Here is an 18,411-nt window from a genome sequence, read left to right as displayed (position 1 = left end):
ATCTGAAAAAGGAGAACCACTATGGTCATGTTTTTTCTGATCCTCGCGCTGGTCTTTGTCGTCCTGCTGGTGATCATCACCAATATCGTCATCGTGCCCCAGTCCAAGGTGTATGTCGTTGAGCGGCTGGGCAGCTACTCCGACACATGGTCGGCAGGCCTGCACATTAAGATTCCCTTCATCGAGCGCATCGCCAAAAAGGTGAGCCTGAAAGAGCAGGTGGCAGACTTTCCCCCTCAGCCGGTCATCACCCGCGATAACGTTACCATGCAGATCGATACCGTGGTGTTCTTTCAGGTGATGGATGCCAAGCTCTACACCTACGGTGTCAACCAGCCCATTGCGGCAATCGAAAGCCTGTCCGCCACCACCCTGCGCAACATCATCGGCGAAATGGAGCTGGACCACACCCTGACCAGCCGCGATGTCATCAACGGCAAGATCACCGCCATCCTGGACGAAGCCACCGACAAGTGGGGCATCAAGGTGAACCGCGTGGAAGTGAAGAACATCATCCCGCCGCGTGAAATTCAGGAAGCCATGGAGAAACAGATGAAGGCTGAGCGCGAGAAGCGCGCCGTCATCCTGAAAGCCGACGGTGAAAAGCAGGCCGCCATTACCGCCGCTGAGGGCGAAAAGGAAGCCGCCATCCTGCGCGCGGATGCTGTGAAGCAGCAGCGCATTCTGGAAGCCGAGGGCGAAGCACAGGCCATTCTGGCCGTGCAGAAGGCCAATGCCGACGCCATCCGCCTGTTGAACGAGGCCATGCCCAGCGATAAGGTTCTGGCCATCCGCAGTCTGGAAGCTCTGGCCAAGGTGGCCAACGGCAAGGCAACCAAGATCATCATTCCTTCGGAGCTTCAGAATCTGGGCGGCGTGGTGCCCAGCATCAAAGAGCTGATGACCGACCCGAAGGACGCAGAATAAAATTTAAAATTCCGGTTCACCGTCTGTGCTATATGCAGGCGGTGAACCTTGTTTTGCACGATAAAGGAGTTCTTCTATGATCTACGATACCCTGAACAACCTGCCCAACTATCTGGGCGTGAGCGACAACCTCGACACCGTCATTGAGTATATCATGGCGCGGGACATCACCACCCTGCCCGCCGGACGTACCCGCATCGACGGCGAAAAGGCTGTGGTCACTGTGAGCACCGTCACACCGCTGACTTCCGATAAAGCGCTGTTCCAGCGCCACGACAGCCACATCACGCTGGAGACCGATCTGGACGGCAGCGAGCTGTTTGAGGTGAGCCTTGCAGAGCTGACCCCGACAAAGCCCACCGACGAATCCACCGACACCACCGTGGGTACCGCAGGCACCAGCATTGCCGGAATGCTGTGCGAGGGGCGGTTTGCCCTGTATCTGGCCGGAGAGCCCTATAAATCCGGCCTGAAGGCGCAGGGCTGCGGCAAACTGAGGAAAGCCGTGTTCAGCATCGAGCTGGACCCGGACGAAGAGGACGAGACCGAGGAATAAGCCGAGAGAGGGCATTTATATGGGATTTTTTGCTGTACTGGCTGCAAGCCTGTTTGCCGTGTTCCTCTTTACCGTGTTCGGCGGCTATTCGCTGCTGCTCTGGTGCCAGCAGTCCCTGCTGATGGTGGTTCCGCCTGCGGTGGTGCTGGCTGTTCTGGTGTGGACGTTCCTGAAAATGGACGACAAAATCACCGCCCTGCAAAAGCAGGTGGAGGAACTGGAAGCCGCACAGAAAAACGCCGAAGAGTCCGAGAAATAAATACAGCGACGCCCCTGCAGAAAAAGCTTTTCCTGCAGGGGCGTCGCTCTTTTTACACCTTACTTTTTATCCTGTGGGTCATCCAATCCTTTGAACATCACCATGCCCAGAATTGCAAAGCTGGCACCCAGCACAAAACCCACTGTCCCCATCGACACACTGAACAAAACGCCCATAGCAACACCGAACAGGATACCCGCGATCTGACTTTTCTTCATTTTACTGCTCTGCCTTTCCGTACCAGGCCACCGACAGCCGCCAAGAGAGGGAGTACAGCCCCAGAACGATCAGTACAATGCCCAGCAGAGCCAGTGGCGGAACGCCCTGCGGCAGAAGGTTCCGGGCCAGGCCGTCCTCATTGGCGGACACGCCAAACCCCATCAGAGCCGCAACCAGGCCGACCATAAAATAAAACGCATATTTTGCCTTTTCGTAGCCAAAACGGTAATTCAACGGCAGCAGAACGGCACTGTTCAGCAGCGTTGTCATGCCTACCTGCACCAGCGTGGAAACCACAAGCGCATGGTCCACAGCTGTCCAGTGCAGGCTTGCCACGCCAAGGGCTGCGGCGGCGAAGAGTTCCGCCAGCACCAGCCCGCACAGACCAACGATGTATTTGCTGCCCACCAGCTGCTCTTTTGTGACCGGAAGCGCGGCACTGTATTCGCTGAATTTGCTGGCCTGATCATAGGCCAGCAGGGTCATGGGCATCATGCCCATCAGAAAGCCCGCATATACAATAAAGAAATTGGCCCCATTCATGATGGTAACCACGCCTGCGCCCATCATGACCACGGCGGCCACAATGACACCTTTGGCATAGTGCCATATCTGATAAGCATCCTTTAGCAGCAAGCCTTTCATTCTGCACACTCCCCTTTCACCATCAGTACAAACAATTCCTCAATGCTCACCGGGGTAAGCTCTGCCCCGGCAGGCAGGGCGTCCCGGCGCACAAGCGCCTCTGCCCCGTAGGGGGTGACCCGCTTGCCGTACACCCGTACATCCAGTGCCGCCAGCTGCGCCGCCGTACCGTGCCACAAGGCGTATTCCTCTCGCAGGGCGTCCTTTTCCTCACAGAGCAGCAGCCTGCCCTTGTGCAGGAAGGCGATGGTATCGCACAGCTTTTCCAGGTCGCTGACAATGTGGGAGGAAATGAGGATGGAGCGTTCTTCGTCCCGGGCAAAATCCAGCAGGATATCCACCACTTCATCCCGCACCACCGGGTCCAGCCCATTGGTGGCTTCATCCAGCAGCAGCAGCTTTGCGTGGTGGGAAAGCGCCACCGCAATGCACAGCTTCCTCTGCATTCCAGCGGAGTAATCCTTATACTTTTTGTCCGGCGGCAGGTCAAATTTCCGGCAAAACGCCGTGTAGTCACCAGCGTCCCAGTTGCGGTAGATGCCCGCCATCACCTTGCCCACCTCCACAGCGTTCAGGCACAGGGGAATGCCATCGCTGCCCAGCACCACACCGATTTCTTCCTTGGTGTGTACAAGGTCGGTGCGGTTGTCCCTGTCCAAAATGGTCACGGTACCGCCGTCCCTCTGCAGCATGTCCAGAATCAATTTGATGGTGGTGCTTTTGCCTGCGCCGTTCTCGCCGATCAGGCCGCAGATGGTGCCGCCGGGCAGTGTCAGATCCAGCGGTCCGAGGGTAAAGTCCTTATAGTGCTTTGTAAGTCCCCGCAGTTCCAGTGCGTTCATGTTCAGCCCTCCCACAGCAGTTCCAGCATCTCCCGCAGCTCTTCCCTGCTCAGCCCGCAGGATGCGGACAGCTTCACAGCTTCGGTAAGGTGCGCTTCAATTTTTTTCAGGTTCTCTTCCCGCAGCAGCTCGGTGTTTTTAGGGGCTACAAAAAAGCCCTTTGCCGGTACTGCGTAAAGGAAGCCCTCTTTTTCCAGTTCATCGTAGGCGCGCTTGGTGGTAATGACGCTGATGCGCAGATCCCGTGCCAGCCCCCGGATGGAGGGCATGGCCTCGTCCGGCTGCAAAGCCCCGCTGATGATCTGCTGCTTGATCTGGTTGTAGATCTGGTCATAGATAGGCGCGCCGCTTTTGTTGTTGATAAACAGTTCCATCGGCTGCTCCTTTGGTTCTTGCGTTTTATCTGTATATGTACAGTATATACAGTAGATACGGATTTGTCAAGAGAATGCGCAAAAAAATACACCCGCCGTCCAAAACGGACAGCAGGTGCATTTTTTAGGTTTTACAGTGCCTTGATGGCGGTCTTAATGCGCTCGGCGGCCATCTTGGTCTTTTCGGCGTCACCGAAAGCGGTCAGGCGGAAGTAGCCCTCGCCGCACTCGCCGAAGCCCACGCCCGGGGTACCGACCACGCCGCAGTTTTCCAGCAGCCAGTCGAAGAACTCCCAGCTCTTCATGTTACCGGGGCAGCGCAGCCAGATGTAGGGGCTGTTCTTGCCGCCGCAGTACCACACGCCGCACTCGTCCAGAGCGTCCGCGATGACCTTGGCATTCTTGCGGTAGTAGTCCAAATTCTGCTGGATTTCGGCCATGCCGCTCTCGGTGAACACCGCAGCGGCGGCGCGCTGCACCACGTAAGGCACACCGTTGAACTTGGTGGTCTGGCGGCGCAGCCACAGCTTATTGATGTTCATTCCCTCGCGCTCCAGCTCCTTGGGCACCACAGTGTAGCCGCAGCGGGTGCCGGTGAAGCCTGCGATCTTGGAGAAGGAGCAGATTTCAATGGCACACTCGCGTGCACCCTCGATCTCGAAGATGCTGCGGGCGAGGTTCTCGTCGGAGATGAAGCACTCGTATGCAGCATCGTACAGGATGATGGCATCGTTCTTCTTGGCGTAGTCCACCCATGCCTTGAGCTGGTCGCGGGTGTAGGCGGCACCGGTGGGGTTATTGGGGCTGCAGATATAGATGATGTCAGCCTTCACATTCTCATCCGGCATTCCCAGGAAGCCGTTCTCCTGACTGGTGCGGCTGTAGATGATCTTGCGGCCATCGGTCACGTTATCGTCCACGTAGGTGGGATAAACGGGGTCCGGCACCAGCACGGTGTTGTCCACATCGAACAGGCCCAGTACGTTGGCCAGATCGCTCTTTGCACCATCAGAGATGAAAATTTCATCCTCTGCCAGCTGGGTGCCGCGGCCTGCGTAGTAGCCCTGAATGGCCTGCTTGAGGAAGGGGTAGCCCTGCTCCGGGCCATAGCCGTGGAAGCCTTCCTTGGTGCCCATCTCATCGGCTGCATCGTGCATGGCCTTGACCACACACTTTGCCAGCGGCTGGGTCACATCGCCAATGCCCAGACGGATGATCTCCTTCTCCGGGTGTGCCTCCTGATAAGCGGCCACCTTGTGGGCAATGTCCACAAACAGATAGCTTGCCTTCAGCTCGTTGTAATGCTTGTTCATCTTCATGGTTACTTTCCCTCGCTTCTGTTTTGGTATGACCCTCTCAGTCATCTCGCGTCCGCTCGATGCCAGCTCCCCCGAGTGGGGGAGCTTTTTTGTTGTGAAGAAAAACTTTTCCTCTTGATGTGGAAAAGCTCGCCCTTCGGGAGAGCTGTCGCCGTCAGGCGACTGAGAGGGTTTTCGTTTTCCTTACACTTCTGTCGTGCCCTCGCACACGGTCTCGGCGGCGCCGGTCATCAGCAGCTGTCTGCCGGGCAACACCCGGATGGTCAGCACACCGCCGCGCAGCTGCACATGGATGTCCTCGCCTGCCGGGCAGATGCCAAGCTCGGTCAGGGCCGCCACGGTGGCACAGGTGCCGGTGCCGCAGGCCCATGTCTCGCCGCTGCCGCGCTCCCACACCCGCATCTTCAGGTGGGTGGGATCCACCACCTGCACGAACTCGGTGTTGATGCGCTCCGGGAAGTTTGCGTGGTGCTCAAAGGCCGGGCCGATCTCTTCCAGCTTCAGGCTGTCCACATCCTCCACCACGGTCACACAGTGGGGGTTGCCCACACTGATGCAGGTCACATGCCACGTTTTGCCGTCCACAGTCAGTTCTTTGTCCACAAGCGGTTCCTCGCCCATGTTCACAGCAGGCAGGCTGGCAGGCATGGCACTGTAAGCGCCCATCTCCACCTGCCACAGGCCCGCACCCTTGTGGGTGACGGTCTTCAGGCCGCTGAGGGTATCAATGGCAAGGGTCGCTTTGGCAATGCCGTGGGTGTACAGCCATTCAGCCACGCAGCGGATGCCGTTGCCACACATTCTGCCCTCGCTGCCGTCTGCGTTGAAGATGCGCATCATGCCGTCCGCACCCGCCGTCTGCGCAGCGCAGATGCAGATGATGCCGTCTGCACCAATGGAAAAATGCCGCCGGGACAATTTTTCGGAAAGGGCTGCAATGTTCTCCGGCACACCGCTTTTGCGGCAGTCCAGATAGATATAATCGTTGGCGCAGCCCTGCATTTTGGTAAATGAAAGCTTCATGCTCAAAACTCCTTCATGGGACTTGTGGTCAGTCCCTATAAACTCGCTACTCTATAATGATAAGAAACCGGGGCGCTCCTGTCAAGCGAAAATGCACCTTTCCGGCAATTTTTCGCAAAGGAATCTGTCAGAATGGAAAACAGGGCTTGACAATACGCATGGCATGGGATATAAAAAAAGAGAGAGTTTTGTACAGTCCGGGGCCGCGCAGCATCTGCGGGTGCATCCGTCACGGCAGCCGCACGCACGGCACCGGTGTACAGGACAGGCAAAACAACTGCAAAAAGGAGACCACAGGAATGGATACTTTTGAAAAAATCCGTGCATTGCTGGCGGAGCAGCTGGATGTTGACCCGGCAAAGATCACGATGGACAGTGACATCATGAGCGATTTTGAGGCCGACAGTCTGGATATCGTGGATATGGTGATGACGCTGGAGGATGAGTTTGGCATTGAGGTGCCGGACGATGCCATCGAGTCCCTGCGCACCGTGGGCGATGTGGTAAACTTTGTGGACAGCCACGCGCAGAACTGATTCAGTCAAAAAGCCCTGCCTTCTGGTGCGGCACCCGGCCGCACTGCATGGACGGGGCTTTTAATATGGTTCGTGCGGAACGCAAGCCGTTTGGCGCACGGCCTTAGGAGGAAAAAGCAAAAATGGCAAAAGATTCAAAGAAGCTCGTACAGGCGATCACCAGCCAGGAAGAGAACTTCGCACAGTGGTACACCGATATCTGCGTGAAGGCAGAGCTGGTGGAGTACTCCAGCGTGAAGGGTTTCATCATCCTGCGCCCCTACGGTCAGGCCATCTGGGAGCTGATCCAGAAGGACATGGATGCCCGCTTCAAGGCCACCGGCCATGAGAACGTGGCAATGCCCGTGCTGATCCCGGAAAGCCTGCTGCAGAAGGAAGGCGAACTGGTCAATGGCTTCGCGCCGGAGGTGGCGTGGGTCACGATGGGCGGTTCCGACAAGCTGGAAGAGCGTCTGGCCGTGCGTCCCACCAGCGAGACCATGTTCTGCGACCACTGGTCCCGCGTGCTGCACAGCTACCGTGAGCTTCCCATGAAGTACAACCAGTGGTGCAGCGTTGTCCGCTGGGAAAAGACCACCCGCCCCTTCCTGCGCAGCCGCGAGTTCTGGTGGCAGGAAGGCCACACCATCCACGAGACTGCCGCCGAGGCTGAGGCTGAGACCCAGCAGCAGCTGAACTGCTACGCAGATGTCTGCGAGCAGGATCTGGCCATCCCCGTGGTGAAAGGCCGCAAGACCGACAAGGAAAAGTTTGCCGGTGCCGAGGCTACCTATACCATCGAGGCCATGATGAAGGACGGCAAGGCCCTGCAGAGCGGCACCAGCCACTACTTTGGCGATAAGTTCAGCAAGGCTTATGACGTGACCTTTACCGGCCGCGACAACCAGCTGCATCATCCGTTCCAGACCAGCTGGGGCGTTTCCACCCGTCTGGTGGGCGCTATCATCATGACCCACGGCGACGACGACGGCCTGATCCTGCCCCCGGCAGTGGCCCCCATTCAGGTGGTCGTAGTGCCCATCGCAGCCCACAAGCCCGGTGTTTCCGAGAAGGCTGCCGAGCTGGCCGAGAAGATCAGCAAGTATGCCCGCGTGAAGCTGGACGACAGCGACAATGCCCCGGGCTGGAAGTTCTCCCAGTGGGAGATGAAGGGCGTGCCTCTGCGTCTGGAGATCGGCCCCAAGGATCTGGAAAAGAACCAGTGCGTGCTGGTGCGCCGCGATACCCGCGAAAAAGTCTTCGTCTCCCTGGACGAGCTGGAGACTGCGATCCCCGCACAGCTGGAAGCCCTGCGCAAGGACCTGTACGAGCGTGCTCTTGCCAACCGCGAGAAGCGCACCTGGGCTGCCACCACCATGGACCAGGTGAAGGAGCTGGCCAAGGCAAACACCGGCTACATCAAGACCATGTGGTGTGGCGACCTTGCCTGCGAGATGAAGATGAAGGAAGAAGTCGGCCTGTCCAGCCGCTGCATGCCGTTTGAGCAGGAACACCTGAGCGATGTATGCCCCTGCTGCGGCAAGCCCGCCAAGACCATGGTCTACTGGGGCGTGGCGTACTAAGCTTTTCTTTTGATAACAGCATAAAAGCTCCCGGAGCATTTCGATGTTCCGGGAGCTTTTTCTTGTTTGCAGAATTCCTTCCGTCATCGCCGGCGCGATGCCACCGCCCTCAACGAGGGAGGCTTGACCGCGCAGACAGGCTTCCTCTCTGAGGGAGCTGGCGAGCGAAACGAGACTGAGGGAGTTTTACCGCTCAAATGTGGTGCTCAACGTGGTCTCCCAGCATTCACCCGGGGCAAGGCAGGCGGCGGCTGCACGCTGGCTCCACTGCTGCGGGTCAGTCTCGGCGGCGGGCAGGCTGTGCCACGGCTCAATGCACACAAACCGCACCGGCTTTGCAGGGGCCGACCAGATGAGCGCGTAGGGGTAGCCTTCCACATTGCAGGTGATCTTGCGGCCGGTGCCCTTCTCATAGATGCCAATGGTCTTGGTGCGCAGGCCCGCCATGCAGAAGCTGTCGTTTGCGAACAGATCATCCGTCAGCTGGATGGCCTGCTGGTTCTTCCACTGATAATAGCACTTGCCAGACAGCAGGCCGTTCGGACGGGCATCCAGAATGACCGGGCTTTCCGGCTGGTCGAACCGGAACTCGTAATCCGTGGTGGTGTGCTGTGCATCAAAGGGGATGTTGAACGCCGGGTGATAGCCGATGCCAAAGCGCAGCTCTTCGGTGCCGGGGTTGCGCACCGTCAGCGTATGGTGCACGGTCTTGCCGTCCAGACGGAAGGTGCTGGTGAGCACAAAGTCGAAGGGGAAGCGTTCGGCTTTGATGGCGTCATCCGAGCGCAGCTCCAACTGGATGGTATCGCCCTCGGCCTTGAGCAGGGTGTGCTCCACATCGCGGGCAAAGCCGTGCTGACCGCCCTTGTACGTTTTGCCGTCCACCTCAAAGGTACCGCCGGGCAGCTTGCCCGTCCACGGGAACAGAATGGGTGCGTGGCGCTTCCACACAGCCGGGTCGGCCTGCCAAAGCAGCTCTTCGCCTGCGGCGTTCTTCAGGCTGACAGCCTCTGCACCGTGGGTGTCCACGGTCAGGGTCAGAAATTCGTTGTGAATGGTTGCCTGCATTTTCAGTATCTCCTTTGTCCTTCTTATTTTCCGGGGTCTTCTGCTTCCAGTATACTCCCCCGTGTGCCAAAAATAAAGTCCCGCCCAGTTTCAGCAGGGCTGTGCCAGCGGCAGGGTGACTGCAAAGGTAGTGCCGTTTTCGCTGCTGCGTTCCACGGTCACACTGCCGCCATGCAGCACGGCGATCTCCCGCACAAGGGCAAGGCCAAGCCCAACGCCGCCCATCTCCCGGCTGCGGGACTTATCCACCCGGAAAAAGGGCTGGAAGATGCTCTCCCGGCAGTCTGCGGGGATACCCGGGCCGGTATCTGCAACGCGCAGTACAGCGGTCTGCTTTTCCTGTTGCAGGGTGACGCGCACCGCACCGCCGGGGCGGTTATACTTGATGCCGTTTTCCACCAGATTGAACACCAGCCGGTAGATCAGCGCATCGCTGCCCACCATGCCAAGTTCCTCGCAGTCCTGCTGCAAAGAGATATTGTTTTTCTGGGCAAGGGGGGTCAGGTCGGTCAGGATCTCCTCCACCAGCGGCGCAAGGGCGATCTGGTCGGTGCGGGAGACTGATTGCAGATTGCTCATCTCTAATAAAGTGCGCACAAGAGCGGTCAGGCGGTCCAGCTGCTCCCGCAGAGAGCGGATCAGCCCGGCAGTTTCGGCGTCCATGGCCGGGTGCTCCTCTGCAAACAGTTCCAGCTTCGTCTGCAAAATAGCCAGCGGGGTGCGCAGCTCGTGGGCGGCATTGCCCGCAAACTGCCGCTGCAACTCAAAGGACTGCGCCAGACCATCCAGCATCCGGTTCACCGACCGGCTCAACTGCCCGAATTCCTGCACAGTGTTTTCGTCCAGACGGGTGGTGGCGATGCTGTCCTGATCGACCTGCTGCGCCTGCTGCGCAAGCTGCTGTAACGGTTTCAGCGCTCTGCCGCTGACAAAATAAGCAATGGCAGCGCTGACGATGGTGACCACGACGGTGATGCACCAGCCCTTGCGGCCAAAGACCACCTTTGCATCGTAGACTTCCTGCGAAAAATGCGCCAGCAGACTGGACATTTCCTCCTGCGGGATCTCGATGGTCAACGGATCCGCACTGCCGGGCTGGTACTGCATCATAAAGCCGTTGAGGGCATCCATGCCGGTAACGCCGGTGCGGTATAAAAGCAGGTTCATGCACACGCAGGCGCAGGCGATGAGCAGCGCGGTCAGCAGGGTGATGCGCCATTGCAGGGACAAATGTTTCATTGTACCTCGCCTCCGATCTCGTAGCCTTCCCCGATGCGGTTGCGGATGGGGTCGTAGCCCAGCGCCGCCCGCAGCTTTTTGCGCAGGGCAGAGATATGCACCCGGATGGAGTTGCTGAAGCTGTCTACACTGCCATCCCAGACGTGCTCGATGAGTTCTTCCTGACTGACCGGGCGTCCCTGATGCAGCAGCAGATATTCCAGTACGCCGCTCTCCTTCCGCGTCAAAGCAAGGGTCTGACCGTCCACAGCAGCAACGCGGCTACGGGTGTTGAAGCTCAGCCGTCCGCAGCACAGACAGACGTCTTGCTGAATAAATTTGCGCCGGGTCAGGCTGCGCACCCGGGCTTCCAGCTCTGCAAGGTGAAAGGGCTTGGAAAGGTAATCGTTCGCCCCGGCATCCAGCCCCTCCACTTTATCTGCGATTTCACTGCGTGCCGACAAGATCAGCACACAGGTCTCAAGGTCGTGCCGGCGCAGAGTGCGCAGCACCTGCATTCCGTCCACCTTGGGCAGGTTGAGGTCCAGCAGTACAAGGTCGTACCGCTCTGCTGCCAGTGCCTCCAGCGCGGCCTCGCCGTCTGCACAGGCATCCACCTCGTACCCGGACAGCCGCAGCTTTCGGGCAATATCCTCCCGCAGGGAGTGCTCGTCCTCTACCACCAAAAGGCGCATCTTTGTTTTCCACCTTTCCCATAAAAATTGCGTTTTTTCTTCATTATAACAGATTATAGCAGACGGTGTTAAGATTCGTGTTAAGATTTTCTTAGCAGAGATTTTATCACGCATGGTGTATACTGATGCCATCAAACAACAGGAGGCTATGATGTTCATGACAAAAAAACAGGCGCAGCTGCTTTTGCTTGCCGCCGGGGTTCTGATGCTGCTGTTCGGCTTATGGCGGGGCGAGGCAGACACCGTATTGTCAAAAGCCATCCGGCTGTGTATGGAGTGTGTGGGCATTGGATAGGAAAAAGAAAAAGCTTTCTCCCCTTGCCCGCTTCCGGGGCTTTATACAAGCCGGGGCTACCCTGCTGACCAATCTCCACCTACCCAATTTTGCAAAAGGAGCGCTGTATCAGGGCGGCGGAAAATACGTCTGCGTGCCGGGGCTGAACTGCTATTCCTGCCCGGGCGCGGCCGGTGCCTGTCCGGTGGGAGCATTCCAGGCGGTGGTGGGCTCTTCCAAGTTCCGCTTTTCCTACTACATTACCGGCATCCTCATCCTCTTTGGAGTGCTGCTGGGGCGGTTCATCTGCGGTTTCCTCTGCCCATTCGGGTGGTTTCAGGAGCTTTTGCACAAGATCCCATCCCCCAAGCTTTCCACCAAAAAGCTGAAGCCGCTGCGCTATTTAAAGTATGCGGTGCTGCTGGTCATGGTGGTGTTGCTGCCTTTGCTGGCGGTCAATGAGCTGGGCATGGGCGACCCCTTCTTCTGCAAGTATCTCTGCCCGCAGGGCGTGCTGGAGGGTGCCATTCCCCTCTCCCTGACCAATGCGGGCATCCGCGCTGCGCTGGGCAAGCTGTTCACATGGAAGGCCTGCATCCTGCTGGCGGTCATCGTGGGCAGCGTGGTGTTCTACCGCCCCTTCTGCAAGTGGCTGTGCCCGCTGGGCGCGTTCTATGCGCTGCTGAACAAGGTCTCGCTGTTCCAGATGCGCGTAGACACCCACAAATGCGTCTCCTGCGGAGCCTGTGCAAAGGCTTGCAAGATGGACGTAGACATTACCAAGACCCCCAACCACGCCGAATGCATCCGCTGCGGGATGTGCATGAAAGCCTGCCCCACGGACGCCATTCAGTACAAGTTCGGGCTGGGGGACCAATCAAATACCGAAACAACAAAGGAGTAAAACCATGAAGATCCATCGTATCGCCGCACTTTTTCTCAGCCTTGTGCTGGCTTTCAGCCTTGCCGCCTGCGGGCAGGGCGCATCTTCTGCATCTTCTGCATCTTCTGCATCTTCTGCATCCTCTTCTGCCGCTTCCTCTGCGGCAGCAGAAAGCAAAACCGAGGAGCAGCTGCTGGCCGAGGAAAACGAGATCCTTTCTGCAAACGATGCTCTGTGGGAGAAAGTGTTCTCATCCATGGACAAAAACGTGACCGAAACCACGATCAGCGCCAACTACGGCGATTTTCTGCTCAGCGCTGTGGAAAAGGCCAAAGATCAGTTCTCGGACGAGGAGTACAAGACCCTGACCGCAGATGCCGAAAAGATTCGTGCCATCGAGGAGCAGATCGCCGCTCTTGCCCCCGCAGAGGATGCCGCTTCCAGTGCCGCCGCACAGGGCACCGCCTTCCCCAAGTTTGAGGGCAGCGATTTAGAGGGCAACCCGGTGGACAACAGCCTGTTTGCGGGCAACGCCTTTACGGTGGTGAATTTCTGGTTCAACGGCTGCAAGCCCTGCGTGGAGGAGTTGGACGACCTGAACGCCCTGAACGAGAAGGTCAAGGCACAGGGCGGTGAGGTCATCGGCATCAACACCGAGACGCTGGACGGCAACCAGCAGGGCATTGATGCCGCCAAAAAACTGCTGGAGACAACGGGCGCAAGCTACCGCAACATCTACTTTGCCTCCGGCAGTGAGGCCGGCAAGTTTGCACTGAACATCATGGCCTTCCCCACCACTTACGTTTTTGACCGGGACGGCAACGTTGTGGGGCAGCCCCTGCTTGGCGGCATCGACAAGGAAGAAAACCTTGCCGCTCTGCAAAAAAATATCGACGCCGCCCTTGCCAAGGACAGCGCCAAATAAACCTTTCTCCCCTGCCGCCTTCGGGCGGCTTTTTTATTTGCGGTGTGCATTGCCATGCACGTCCGGCGGCGCAGCGGAATACGCTGTGAGAGAAGCATTCCATTCTCACAGCAAAGGAGCATCCGCCTATGAAAAACACCGGCATTCTACGCATTCAGGCTTTCGGTGCCCGTCAGTCCTCGCCCATCGAGGGTGTTCTCGTCACCGTGTCCGGCAACGGCTTTACCGCTCAGCGTATCACCGACGAGACCGGCACCGCTGCCGACCTCTCCATTGAAGCCCCCTCCTGTGCGCTGTCCCTGCAGGAGGACAACACCATCCGGCCCTATGCCGTTGTGGACCTGACTGCCGCAAAGGCAGGCTTCCGCACCGTGCGCATTCAGGGTGTGCAGATCTTCGCCGGGCAGGTCACACTGGCCCAGCCGGAGATGATCCCTGAGACCGAAGAGGATCGCGACGTGGTAAACCCGCCCATAGTCATCCCGGAGCATTCACTGTTCACCGGCGACGGCGGCAGCGGCCCGGACCCCATGGAGAACTGCGTGCCCCGGGTGCTGGACAGAGTCATCATTCCCAAAAACATCACGGTGCATCTGGGCAAGCCTGCGGCATCCGCCCGCAATGTGACTGTCTCCTTCCGGGATTATATCGCCAATGTTGCATCCAGCGAAGTCTACCCTACCTGGGCTGACGAAAATAACCCAACGGGGCCATCAAACTGCTCTACCACTTAGAAATTCCATTCAATCGTGATTTTTTGCTCTCCGGTGAGTGGGTCTTTCGTTCCGACAACGACACGATGAACCAGCAGTACAGCAAGTTCACGGGTCAGATGGGAAACCTGTGCCAGTTCCCGCACACGCTGCATCTGCGTCTGAACCACGCTGGTTTCTTCCTGCTGTTGTTCCAATTCCGCTTCCAAAATATTGATTCGCGTTTCTGCGTTTTTTACATCTTCCAGAAAAGTCTGGTTCATTTCAGAAAACTGGACGGTATCAATCAGACCAGACACCTTATCCAGATACAGTTCCTGCATAGCTTTGCGCCGCCGGTCTACTTCGCTTTTCAACCGTTTCAGCTCGTCACGCTTTGCATGCTCTCGCTGCTGGATTGGGTCATCCTGTTCTGGAAGGGTAACTTTTTCAGGGTCAAAATAATCTGTCACATACGCCCGGATACGTTCCAGCACAGCATTCTCCAATGCGTTCATATCTGTACAGGTCTTGTTGCCACACACTTCCGGTGCGCGCTGGTGCATCCGGCAGCGAACATAGCGTCTTTGAGTCCCATCCGCCTTTGGCTGACGGCCAGTTTGTTCCATGTAGCTGCCGCAGCATCCGCAAACCACTTTTTTCGCCAGCGGATGAATCGTTCCTTTTCCACCACTCCGGGTACGTTCTTTCAGCATCATCTGAACTGTTTCAAACGTCCCCCGGTCAATGATGGCTTCATGGGTGTTTTCTACAACGATCCACTGCGACTGGGGAAGCCAAATCGTCTTTTCGGACTTATAACTCACCTTTTTATGCCGCCCCTGCACCATATCTCCGACATAAAGCTGATTGTGCAGCATCTGGTATACCGTGGGGCTACTCCAAAGGTCTGCATTGGGATTTTTCGCTGCAATATGGTAATGGATGCCATGCTGCTGTTTATAAGCAGTTGGGCTTGGAACTTTCTCATCATTCAGAATCCGTGCAATCTTATGCGCACCGATTCCACTAAGAGCCATAGAGAAAATCCGCCTTACCACTTCGGCAGCTTCCGGATCAATGATAAGTTTTCCTTTTGCATTCGGGTCTTTGCAATACCCATACCGCGCAAAAGAGCCGATGAACAAACCCTCTTTCCTCTTGTGGTCAAGCACCGAGCGGACATTGGTAGACAAGTCTTCCAGATACCACTCGTTGATCAGGCCATTGATCTGACGAGATTTTTTATTCGCAGTATCGTTTGTGTCCACATGGTCAACGACAGCAATGAACCGAATGCCCCACTCAATAAACTTTCCGTGCAGGTATTTTTCCACGAGTTCCATATCGCGGGTAAAACGGGATTGCGTCTTGGCCAGCACCACATCAAATTTATGTTCGCTTGCAGCTTGTATCATCGAATTGAAAGCCGGACGGTTCCGATCGATGCCGGAATAATCCTCATCCGAATAAATCTGGTAAATATCAAATCCTTTCTCAATGGCGTACTGAATCAGCATCGATTTCTGGTTCTGAATACTTTCCGATTCGCCAATTTTATATTCATCTTCTTTGCTCAGGCGGCAATAAATTGCCGCTTTCATGATTTGCACCTTTCTTTTTGTGCACAATCGTCCATGCGAAACATACCGCATTCTCCCCTCAAATTCAAGGATGCCAAATCAGGCGCAGGATTTTGAAAGAGCGGTATTGGACAGTTCATCGACGATATATCGTTCAAATTTCTTTTGAAAATGTTCTTTGCGCTGTTCGTTGTTGTCCGAACGAAATTTTTCGTGCAGAATAAAAGGAGTTTTTTCCATCGAATCCCCCTTTTCGGTTCACTTGATTGTGATATGTGTCACTTCAGTCTATTTCCAGTCGGCGAAATTCAGAACTTTTCAACCAGTCAATATGGCTTATAAACTAAAAAAGCCTCTGAGGACGACTCCCAAATGGGAAGAGTCCTCGGAGGTATTCGTTTAGCGGGTGTTCTGCTGTCTGCGAGCGTCCTTCCGCACAGCTTTCTGTCCGCATCAAAGATATTTTCGGATGGTCGGAACAAGGATATTCCGATTGATCAACTTTGCGATACTGTTCATGTTGTAGTTGGTTCATTGCAGTTTCAGCTTACAACAAAAAATGAGATAGGCAACCCCTTTGGGGGAAGTCTATCTCATTTTTTTGTTGGGGCTATTTTGCAACAGCCCCCCTTTATAACAACCCTGCCTTACAGTTTGGGAGAAACGCTTAGTGCTTCAGTTCCAGCAGCGCATCGCCCTGCTTTACGGCACCACTGGCTTTAGCCGCGACAGCGGCATAGTCATCAGTATTGCAGACAATGAGCGGTGTGGTCACGGGATAGCCTTCGGCCTTAATGGCTTCCAGTTCAAAGCGGATCAACGGCTGACCTTTCTTCACCTTGTCACCCTCGTTGACGAGGTAGGTAAAGTGCTTGCCACCCAGCTTGACCGTATCGATGCCGATGTGCATCAGCAGTTCGGCACCGTCAGCCGTGGTCATGCCCACGGCATGGTGGGTCTCAAAGGTGGAGGAGATCTCACCGTCAGCAGGTGCCACCAGTTCACCATCGGTGGGCTCAATGGCAATGCCGTCCCCCAGTGCACCGCTGGCAAAGGCTTCATCCTTCACATCGGCCAGCGGCACTACAGTGCCGTTCAGGCAGGCAGACAGCACGGTATCCTTTGCTGCGGGGGCCGCCGGGGCGGGTGTTGCGGTCGCCGCCGGGGTCTTAGGTGCATTTTCCAGATAATCTTCCAGCTTTGCCTTGATGACGGCCACCTTGGGGCCGTATACCACCTGCACACCGTTGCCCTTGCAGATCACGCCGGAGGCACCGGAGGCTTTGAGCACATCCTGCCGGACCAGCGCAGCGTCCTTGACGGTGCAGCGCAGGCGGGTGGCGCAGCAGTCCACGTCGGACAGATTAGCGGCGCCGCCCAGACCTTCTACGATCAGGGCGCTGACCGGGTCATCCCCTGCGGGGGCGGTGCTGCCGGAAGCGGCGCTGCGGGCGTTCACGTCCGCACGGGTGTACAGCTTGACTTCCTCCGCATCGTCGCGGCCCGGGGTCTTGTAGTCAAACTTGGAAATCATAAAGCGGAAAATGATGTAGTACAGTACAAAGTACACCGCACCGACCACGACCACCCAGATCCAGTGGGTCTTGGCGTTGCCCTGCATCACACCGAACAGCACCAGGTCGATGAGACCGCCAGAGAAGGTCATGCCCACACCCACATTCAGAATGTGCATCAGCATGAAGGACAGACCGGCCAGCACGCAGTGCACCGCGTACATGGGCAGTGCCACAAAGATAAAGGTAAATTCCAGCGGCTCGGTAATGCCGGTGAGGAAAGCCGTCAAGGCGGCAGAAAGCAGCAGGCCGCCTGCCGCCTTTTTCTTTTCCGGCTTGGCGCACTGGTACATCGCCAGCGCCGCGCCGGGCAGACCGAACATCATAAAGGGGAACTTACCGGCCATGAAACGGGTAGCGCTGACCGAGAACACAGTGGTGGACTTGGAAGCCAGCTCGGCAAAGAAGATGTTCTGTGCGCCGGTCACGGTGACGCCATCGATGATGGCGGTGCCGCCCACAGCGGTCTGCCAGAACGGCATGTAAAACACATGGTGCAGGCCGAAGGGGATCAGTGCACGCTCCAGCAGGCCGTAGATAAAGGTGCCTGCATAGCCGGAAGCCAGCACCAGTGCGCCCAGCGCAGCAATGCCGCTTTGCACCACCGGCCAGATGTAGAACATGGCGATGCCGACCACCAGATACACGATGGAGCTGATGATGGGCACAAAGCGTGTACCGCCAAAGAAGGCCAGCACCTGCGGCAGCTCGATCTTATAGAACTTGTTGTGCAGCGCCGCCACGCCCAGACCGACCACGATGCCGCCGAACACACCCATCTGCAGGGTGGTGATGCCCAGCATGGTGGTGGTGGAGTTGGCAGGCATCGCTTCTACGCCGCCTGCCGCATTGATCATTGCCTGAATGGCTGTATTCATAATGATATAAGCCACTGCACCGGACAGGGCGGCCACCTCTTTTTCCTTGCGGGCCATGCCGATGGCCACGCCCATGGCGAACAGCAGCGCCAGATTGTTGAACACGGCGCTGCCGGTCTGGCTCATCACGTCCAGAATGGTGTAGATCAGGGTACCGGGGTGGATGACGCTGTTCAGGCCATAGGCCGCCAGCATGGTTTCGTTGGTGAACGAGCTGCCGATACCCAGCAGCAGGCCCGCTACAGGCAGCAGTGCAATGGGCAGCATAAAGCTGCGTCCCACGCGCTGCAGCACGCCAAAGATCTTGTCTTTCATCTTCAGTTCTCCTTTTCTCAAGTACGTATCCAGCATATATATCC

The 18,411-nt window shown here is 56.9% G+C and carries 21 protein-coding genes; 9 read left to right on the top strand and 12 right to left on the bottom strand.

Features of this window, described 5'->3' with window-relative positions; all coding sequences use genetic code 11:
• The first annotated feature begins 21 nt into the window (after positions 1 to 21).
• The 3 genes from PXT33_RS06650 (at position 22) to PXT33_RS06640 (ending at position 1,742) form a co-directional block, all read left to right on the top strand.
• On the top strand, positions 22 to 927 hold the full coding sequence (locus tag PXT33_RS06650; RefSeq protein WP_005939926.1) for an SPFH domain-containing protein: 906 nt from the start codon (positions 22 to 24) through the stop codon (positions 925 to 927).
• Between the two features lie 76 nt (positions 928 to 1,003).
• Entirely contained in the window at positions 1,004 to 1,483 is a 480-nt protein-coding gene (locus tag PXT33_RS06645; RefSeq protein ID WP_120079453.1) for a YhcH/YjgK/YiaL family protein, read from the top strand.
• Between the two features lie 19 nt (positions 1,484 to 1,502).
• The gene (locus PXT33_RS06640) at positions 1,503 to 1,742 is read left to right on the top strand and encodes a hypothetical protein (RefSeq protein WP_120079451.1); all 240 of its coding nucleotides are present in this window, start codon (positions 1,503 to 1,505) and stop codon (positions 1,740 to 1,742) included.
• 59 nt (positions 1,743 to 1,801) lie between these two features.
• Here the strand turns inward: PXT33_RS06640 and PXT33_RS06635 are convergent, their stop codons facing one another.
• The 6 genes from PXT33_RS06635 to dapF form a co-directional block, all read right to left on the bottom strand.
• Entirely contained in the window at positions 1,802 to 1,960 is a 159-nt protein-coding gene (locus PXT33_RS06635) for a hypothetical protein (protein ID WP_165852545.1), read from the bottom strand.
• 1 nt (position 1,961) lies between these two features.
• On the bottom strand, positions 1,962 to 2,606 hold the full coding sequence (locus tag PXT33_RS06630) for an ABC-2 transporter permease (protein ID WP_005939912.1): 645 nt from the start codon (positions 2,604 to 2,606) through the stop codon (positions 1,962 to 1,964).
• Positions 2,603 to 3,448, bottom strand: a complete 846-nt coding sequence (locus PXT33_RS06625; protein WP_097781958.1) for an ABC transporter ATP-binding protein — start codon at positions 3,446 to 3,448, stop codon at positions 2,603 to 2,605. The genes PXT33_RS06630 and PXT33_RS06625 overlap by 4 nt, the downstream gene beginning before the upstream one ends.
• 2 nt (positions 3,449 to 3,450) lie before the next feature.
• Complete coding sequence (locus PXT33_RS06620; protein ID WP_005939906.1) at positions 3,451 to 3,822, bottom strand: GntR family transcriptional regulator; 372 nt, start codon at positions 3,820 to 3,822, stop codon at positions 3,451 to 3,453.
• 131 nt (positions 3,823 to 3,953) lie between these two features.
• Positions 3,954 to 5,141: an LL-diaminopimelate aminotransferase gene (locus PXT33_RS06615; RefSeq protein WP_097774778.1), complete on the bottom strand. Its 1,188-nt coding sequence runs from the start codon at positions 5,139 to 5,141 to the stop codon at positions 3,954 to 3,956.
• A gap of 183 nt (positions 5,142 to 5,324) precedes the next feature.
• A complete protein-coding gene (gene dapF, locus PXT33_RS06610) occupies positions 5,325 to 6,164 on the bottom strand; it encodes a diaminopimelate epimerase (protein WP_332376163.1) in 840 nt (279 codons plus the stop codon).
• A 299-nt stretch (positions 6,165 to 6,463) separates the two neighbouring features.
• Between dapF and acpP the strand changes: the two genes are divergently transcribed.
• Together acpP and proS are read left to right on the top strand one after the other, a co-directional pair.
• Positions 6,464 to 6,700, top strand: a complete 237-nt coding sequence (gene acpP, locus PXT33_RS06605; protein WP_044953468.1) for an acyl carrier protein — start codon at positions 6,464 to 6,466, stop codon at positions 6,698 to 6,700.
• Between the two features lie 122 nt (positions 6,701 to 6,822).
• Complete coding sequence (gene proS, locus PXT33_RS06600) at positions 6,823 to 8,262, top strand: proline--tRNA ligase (RefSeq protein ID WP_332376162.1); 1,440 nt, start codon at positions 6,823 to 6,825, stop codon at positions 8,260 to 8,262.
• Between the two features lie 186 nt (positions 8,263 to 8,448).
• Here proS and PXT33_RS06595 read toward each other — a convergent pair whose 3' ends face one another.
• The 3 genes from PXT33_RS06595 to PXT33_RS06585 all read right to left on the bottom strand — a co-directional run bounded on the left by PXT33_RS06595 (position 8,449) and on the right by PXT33_RS06585 (position 11,243).
• On the bottom strand, positions 8,449 to 9,330 hold the full coding sequence (locus PXT33_RS06595; RefSeq protein ID WP_332376161.1) for an aldose 1-epimerase family protein: 882 nt from the start codon (positions 9,328 to 9,330) through the stop codon (positions 8,449 to 8,451).
• A 90-nt stretch (positions 9,331 to 9,420) separates the two neighbouring features.
• The gene (locus PXT33_RS06590; RefSeq protein ID WP_097781961.1) at positions 9,421 to 10,569 is read right to left on the bottom strand and encodes a cell wall metabolism sensor histidine kinase WalK; all 1,149 of its coding nucleotides are present in this window, start codon (positions 10,567 to 10,569) and stop codon (positions 9,421 to 9,423) included.
• Complete coding sequence (locus tag PXT33_RS06585; protein WP_044953424.1) at positions 10,566 to 11,243, bottom strand: response regulator transcription factor; 678 nt, start codon at positions 11,241 to 11,243, stop codon at positions 10,566 to 10,568. The genes PXT33_RS06590 and PXT33_RS06585 overlap by 4 nt, the downstream gene beginning before the upstream one ends.
• A 157-nt stretch (positions 11,244 to 11,400) precedes the next feature.
• On the opposite strand from PXT33_RS06585, the gene PXT33_RS06580 reads away from it, so the two are divergent.
• The 4 genes from PXT33_RS06580 (at position 11,401) to PXT33_RS06565 (ending at position 14,059) form a co-directional block, all read left to right on the top strand.
• Positions 11,401 to 11,538 (top strand): CD1871A family CXXC motif-containing protein, encoded by a 138-nt coding sequence (locus PXT33_RS06580; protein ID WP_242959926.1) that lies wholly within the window; start codon positions 11,401 to 11,403, stop codon positions 11,536 to 11,538.
• Positions 11,531 to 12,421, top strand: a complete 891-nt coding sequence (locus tag PXT33_RS06575) for a 4Fe-4S binding protein (protein WP_180806616.1) — start codon at positions 11,531 to 11,533, stop codon at positions 12,419 to 12,421. The genes PXT33_RS06580 and PXT33_RS06575 overlap by 8 nt, the downstream gene beginning before the upstream one ends.
• A 4-nt stretch (positions 12,422 to 12,425) precedes the next feature.
• Complete coding sequence (locus PXT33_RS06570) at positions 12,426 to 13,325, top strand: TlpA disulfide reductase family protein (RefSeq protein WP_332376159.1); 900 nt, start codon at positions 12,426 to 12,428, stop codon at positions 13,323 to 13,325.
• 128 nt (positions 13,326 to 13,453) lie between these two features.
• Positions 13,454 to 14,059, top strand: coding sequence for a hypothetical protein (locus tag PXT33_RS06565; RefSeq protein WP_332376158.1), 606 nt, complete (start codon positions 13,454 to 13,456; stop codon positions 14,057 to 14,059).
• On the opposite strand, the gene PXT33_RS06560 is transcribed toward PXT33_RS06565, so the two are convergent.
• The 3 genes from PXT33_RS06560 to PXT33_RS06550 all read right to left on the bottom strand — a co-directional run bounded on the left by PXT33_RS06560 (position 14,056) and on the right by PXT33_RS06550 (position 18,367).
• Positions 14,056 to 15,621, bottom strand: a complete 1,566-nt coding sequence (locus PXT33_RS06560) for a recombinase family protein (RefSeq protein WP_332376157.1) — start codon at positions 15,619 to 15,621, stop codon at positions 14,056 to 14,058. The two genes, PXT33_RS06565 and PXT33_RS06560, sit on opposite strands and share 4 nt — an antisense overlap.
• 78 nt (positions 15,622 to 15,699) lie before the next feature.
• The gene (locus PXT33_RS06555) at positions 15,700 to 15,840 is read right to left on the bottom strand and encodes a hypothetical protein (protein WP_332376156.1); all 141 of its coding nucleotides are present in this window, start codon (positions 15,838 to 15,840) and stop codon (positions 15,700 to 15,702) included.
• A 427-nt stretch (positions 15,841 to 16,267) separates the two neighbouring features.
• Positions 16,268 to 18,367, bottom strand: coding sequence for a PTS transporter subunit IIABC (locus tag PXT33_RS06550; RefSeq protein ID WP_298637967.1), 2,100 nt, complete (start codon positions 18,365 to 18,367; stop codon positions 16,268 to 16,270).
• Positions 18,368 to 18,411 lie beyond the last annotated feature (44 nt).

It is taken from the genome of Faecalibacterium taiwanense (assembly GCF_036632915.2).
GTDB lineage: Bacteria > Bacillota > Clostridia > Oscillospirales > Ruminococcaceae > Faecalibacterium > Faecalibacterium taiwanense.
Note: the sequence above shows the minus strand (reverse complement) of the source record. Positions and strands in the feature narration are given on the sequence as shown.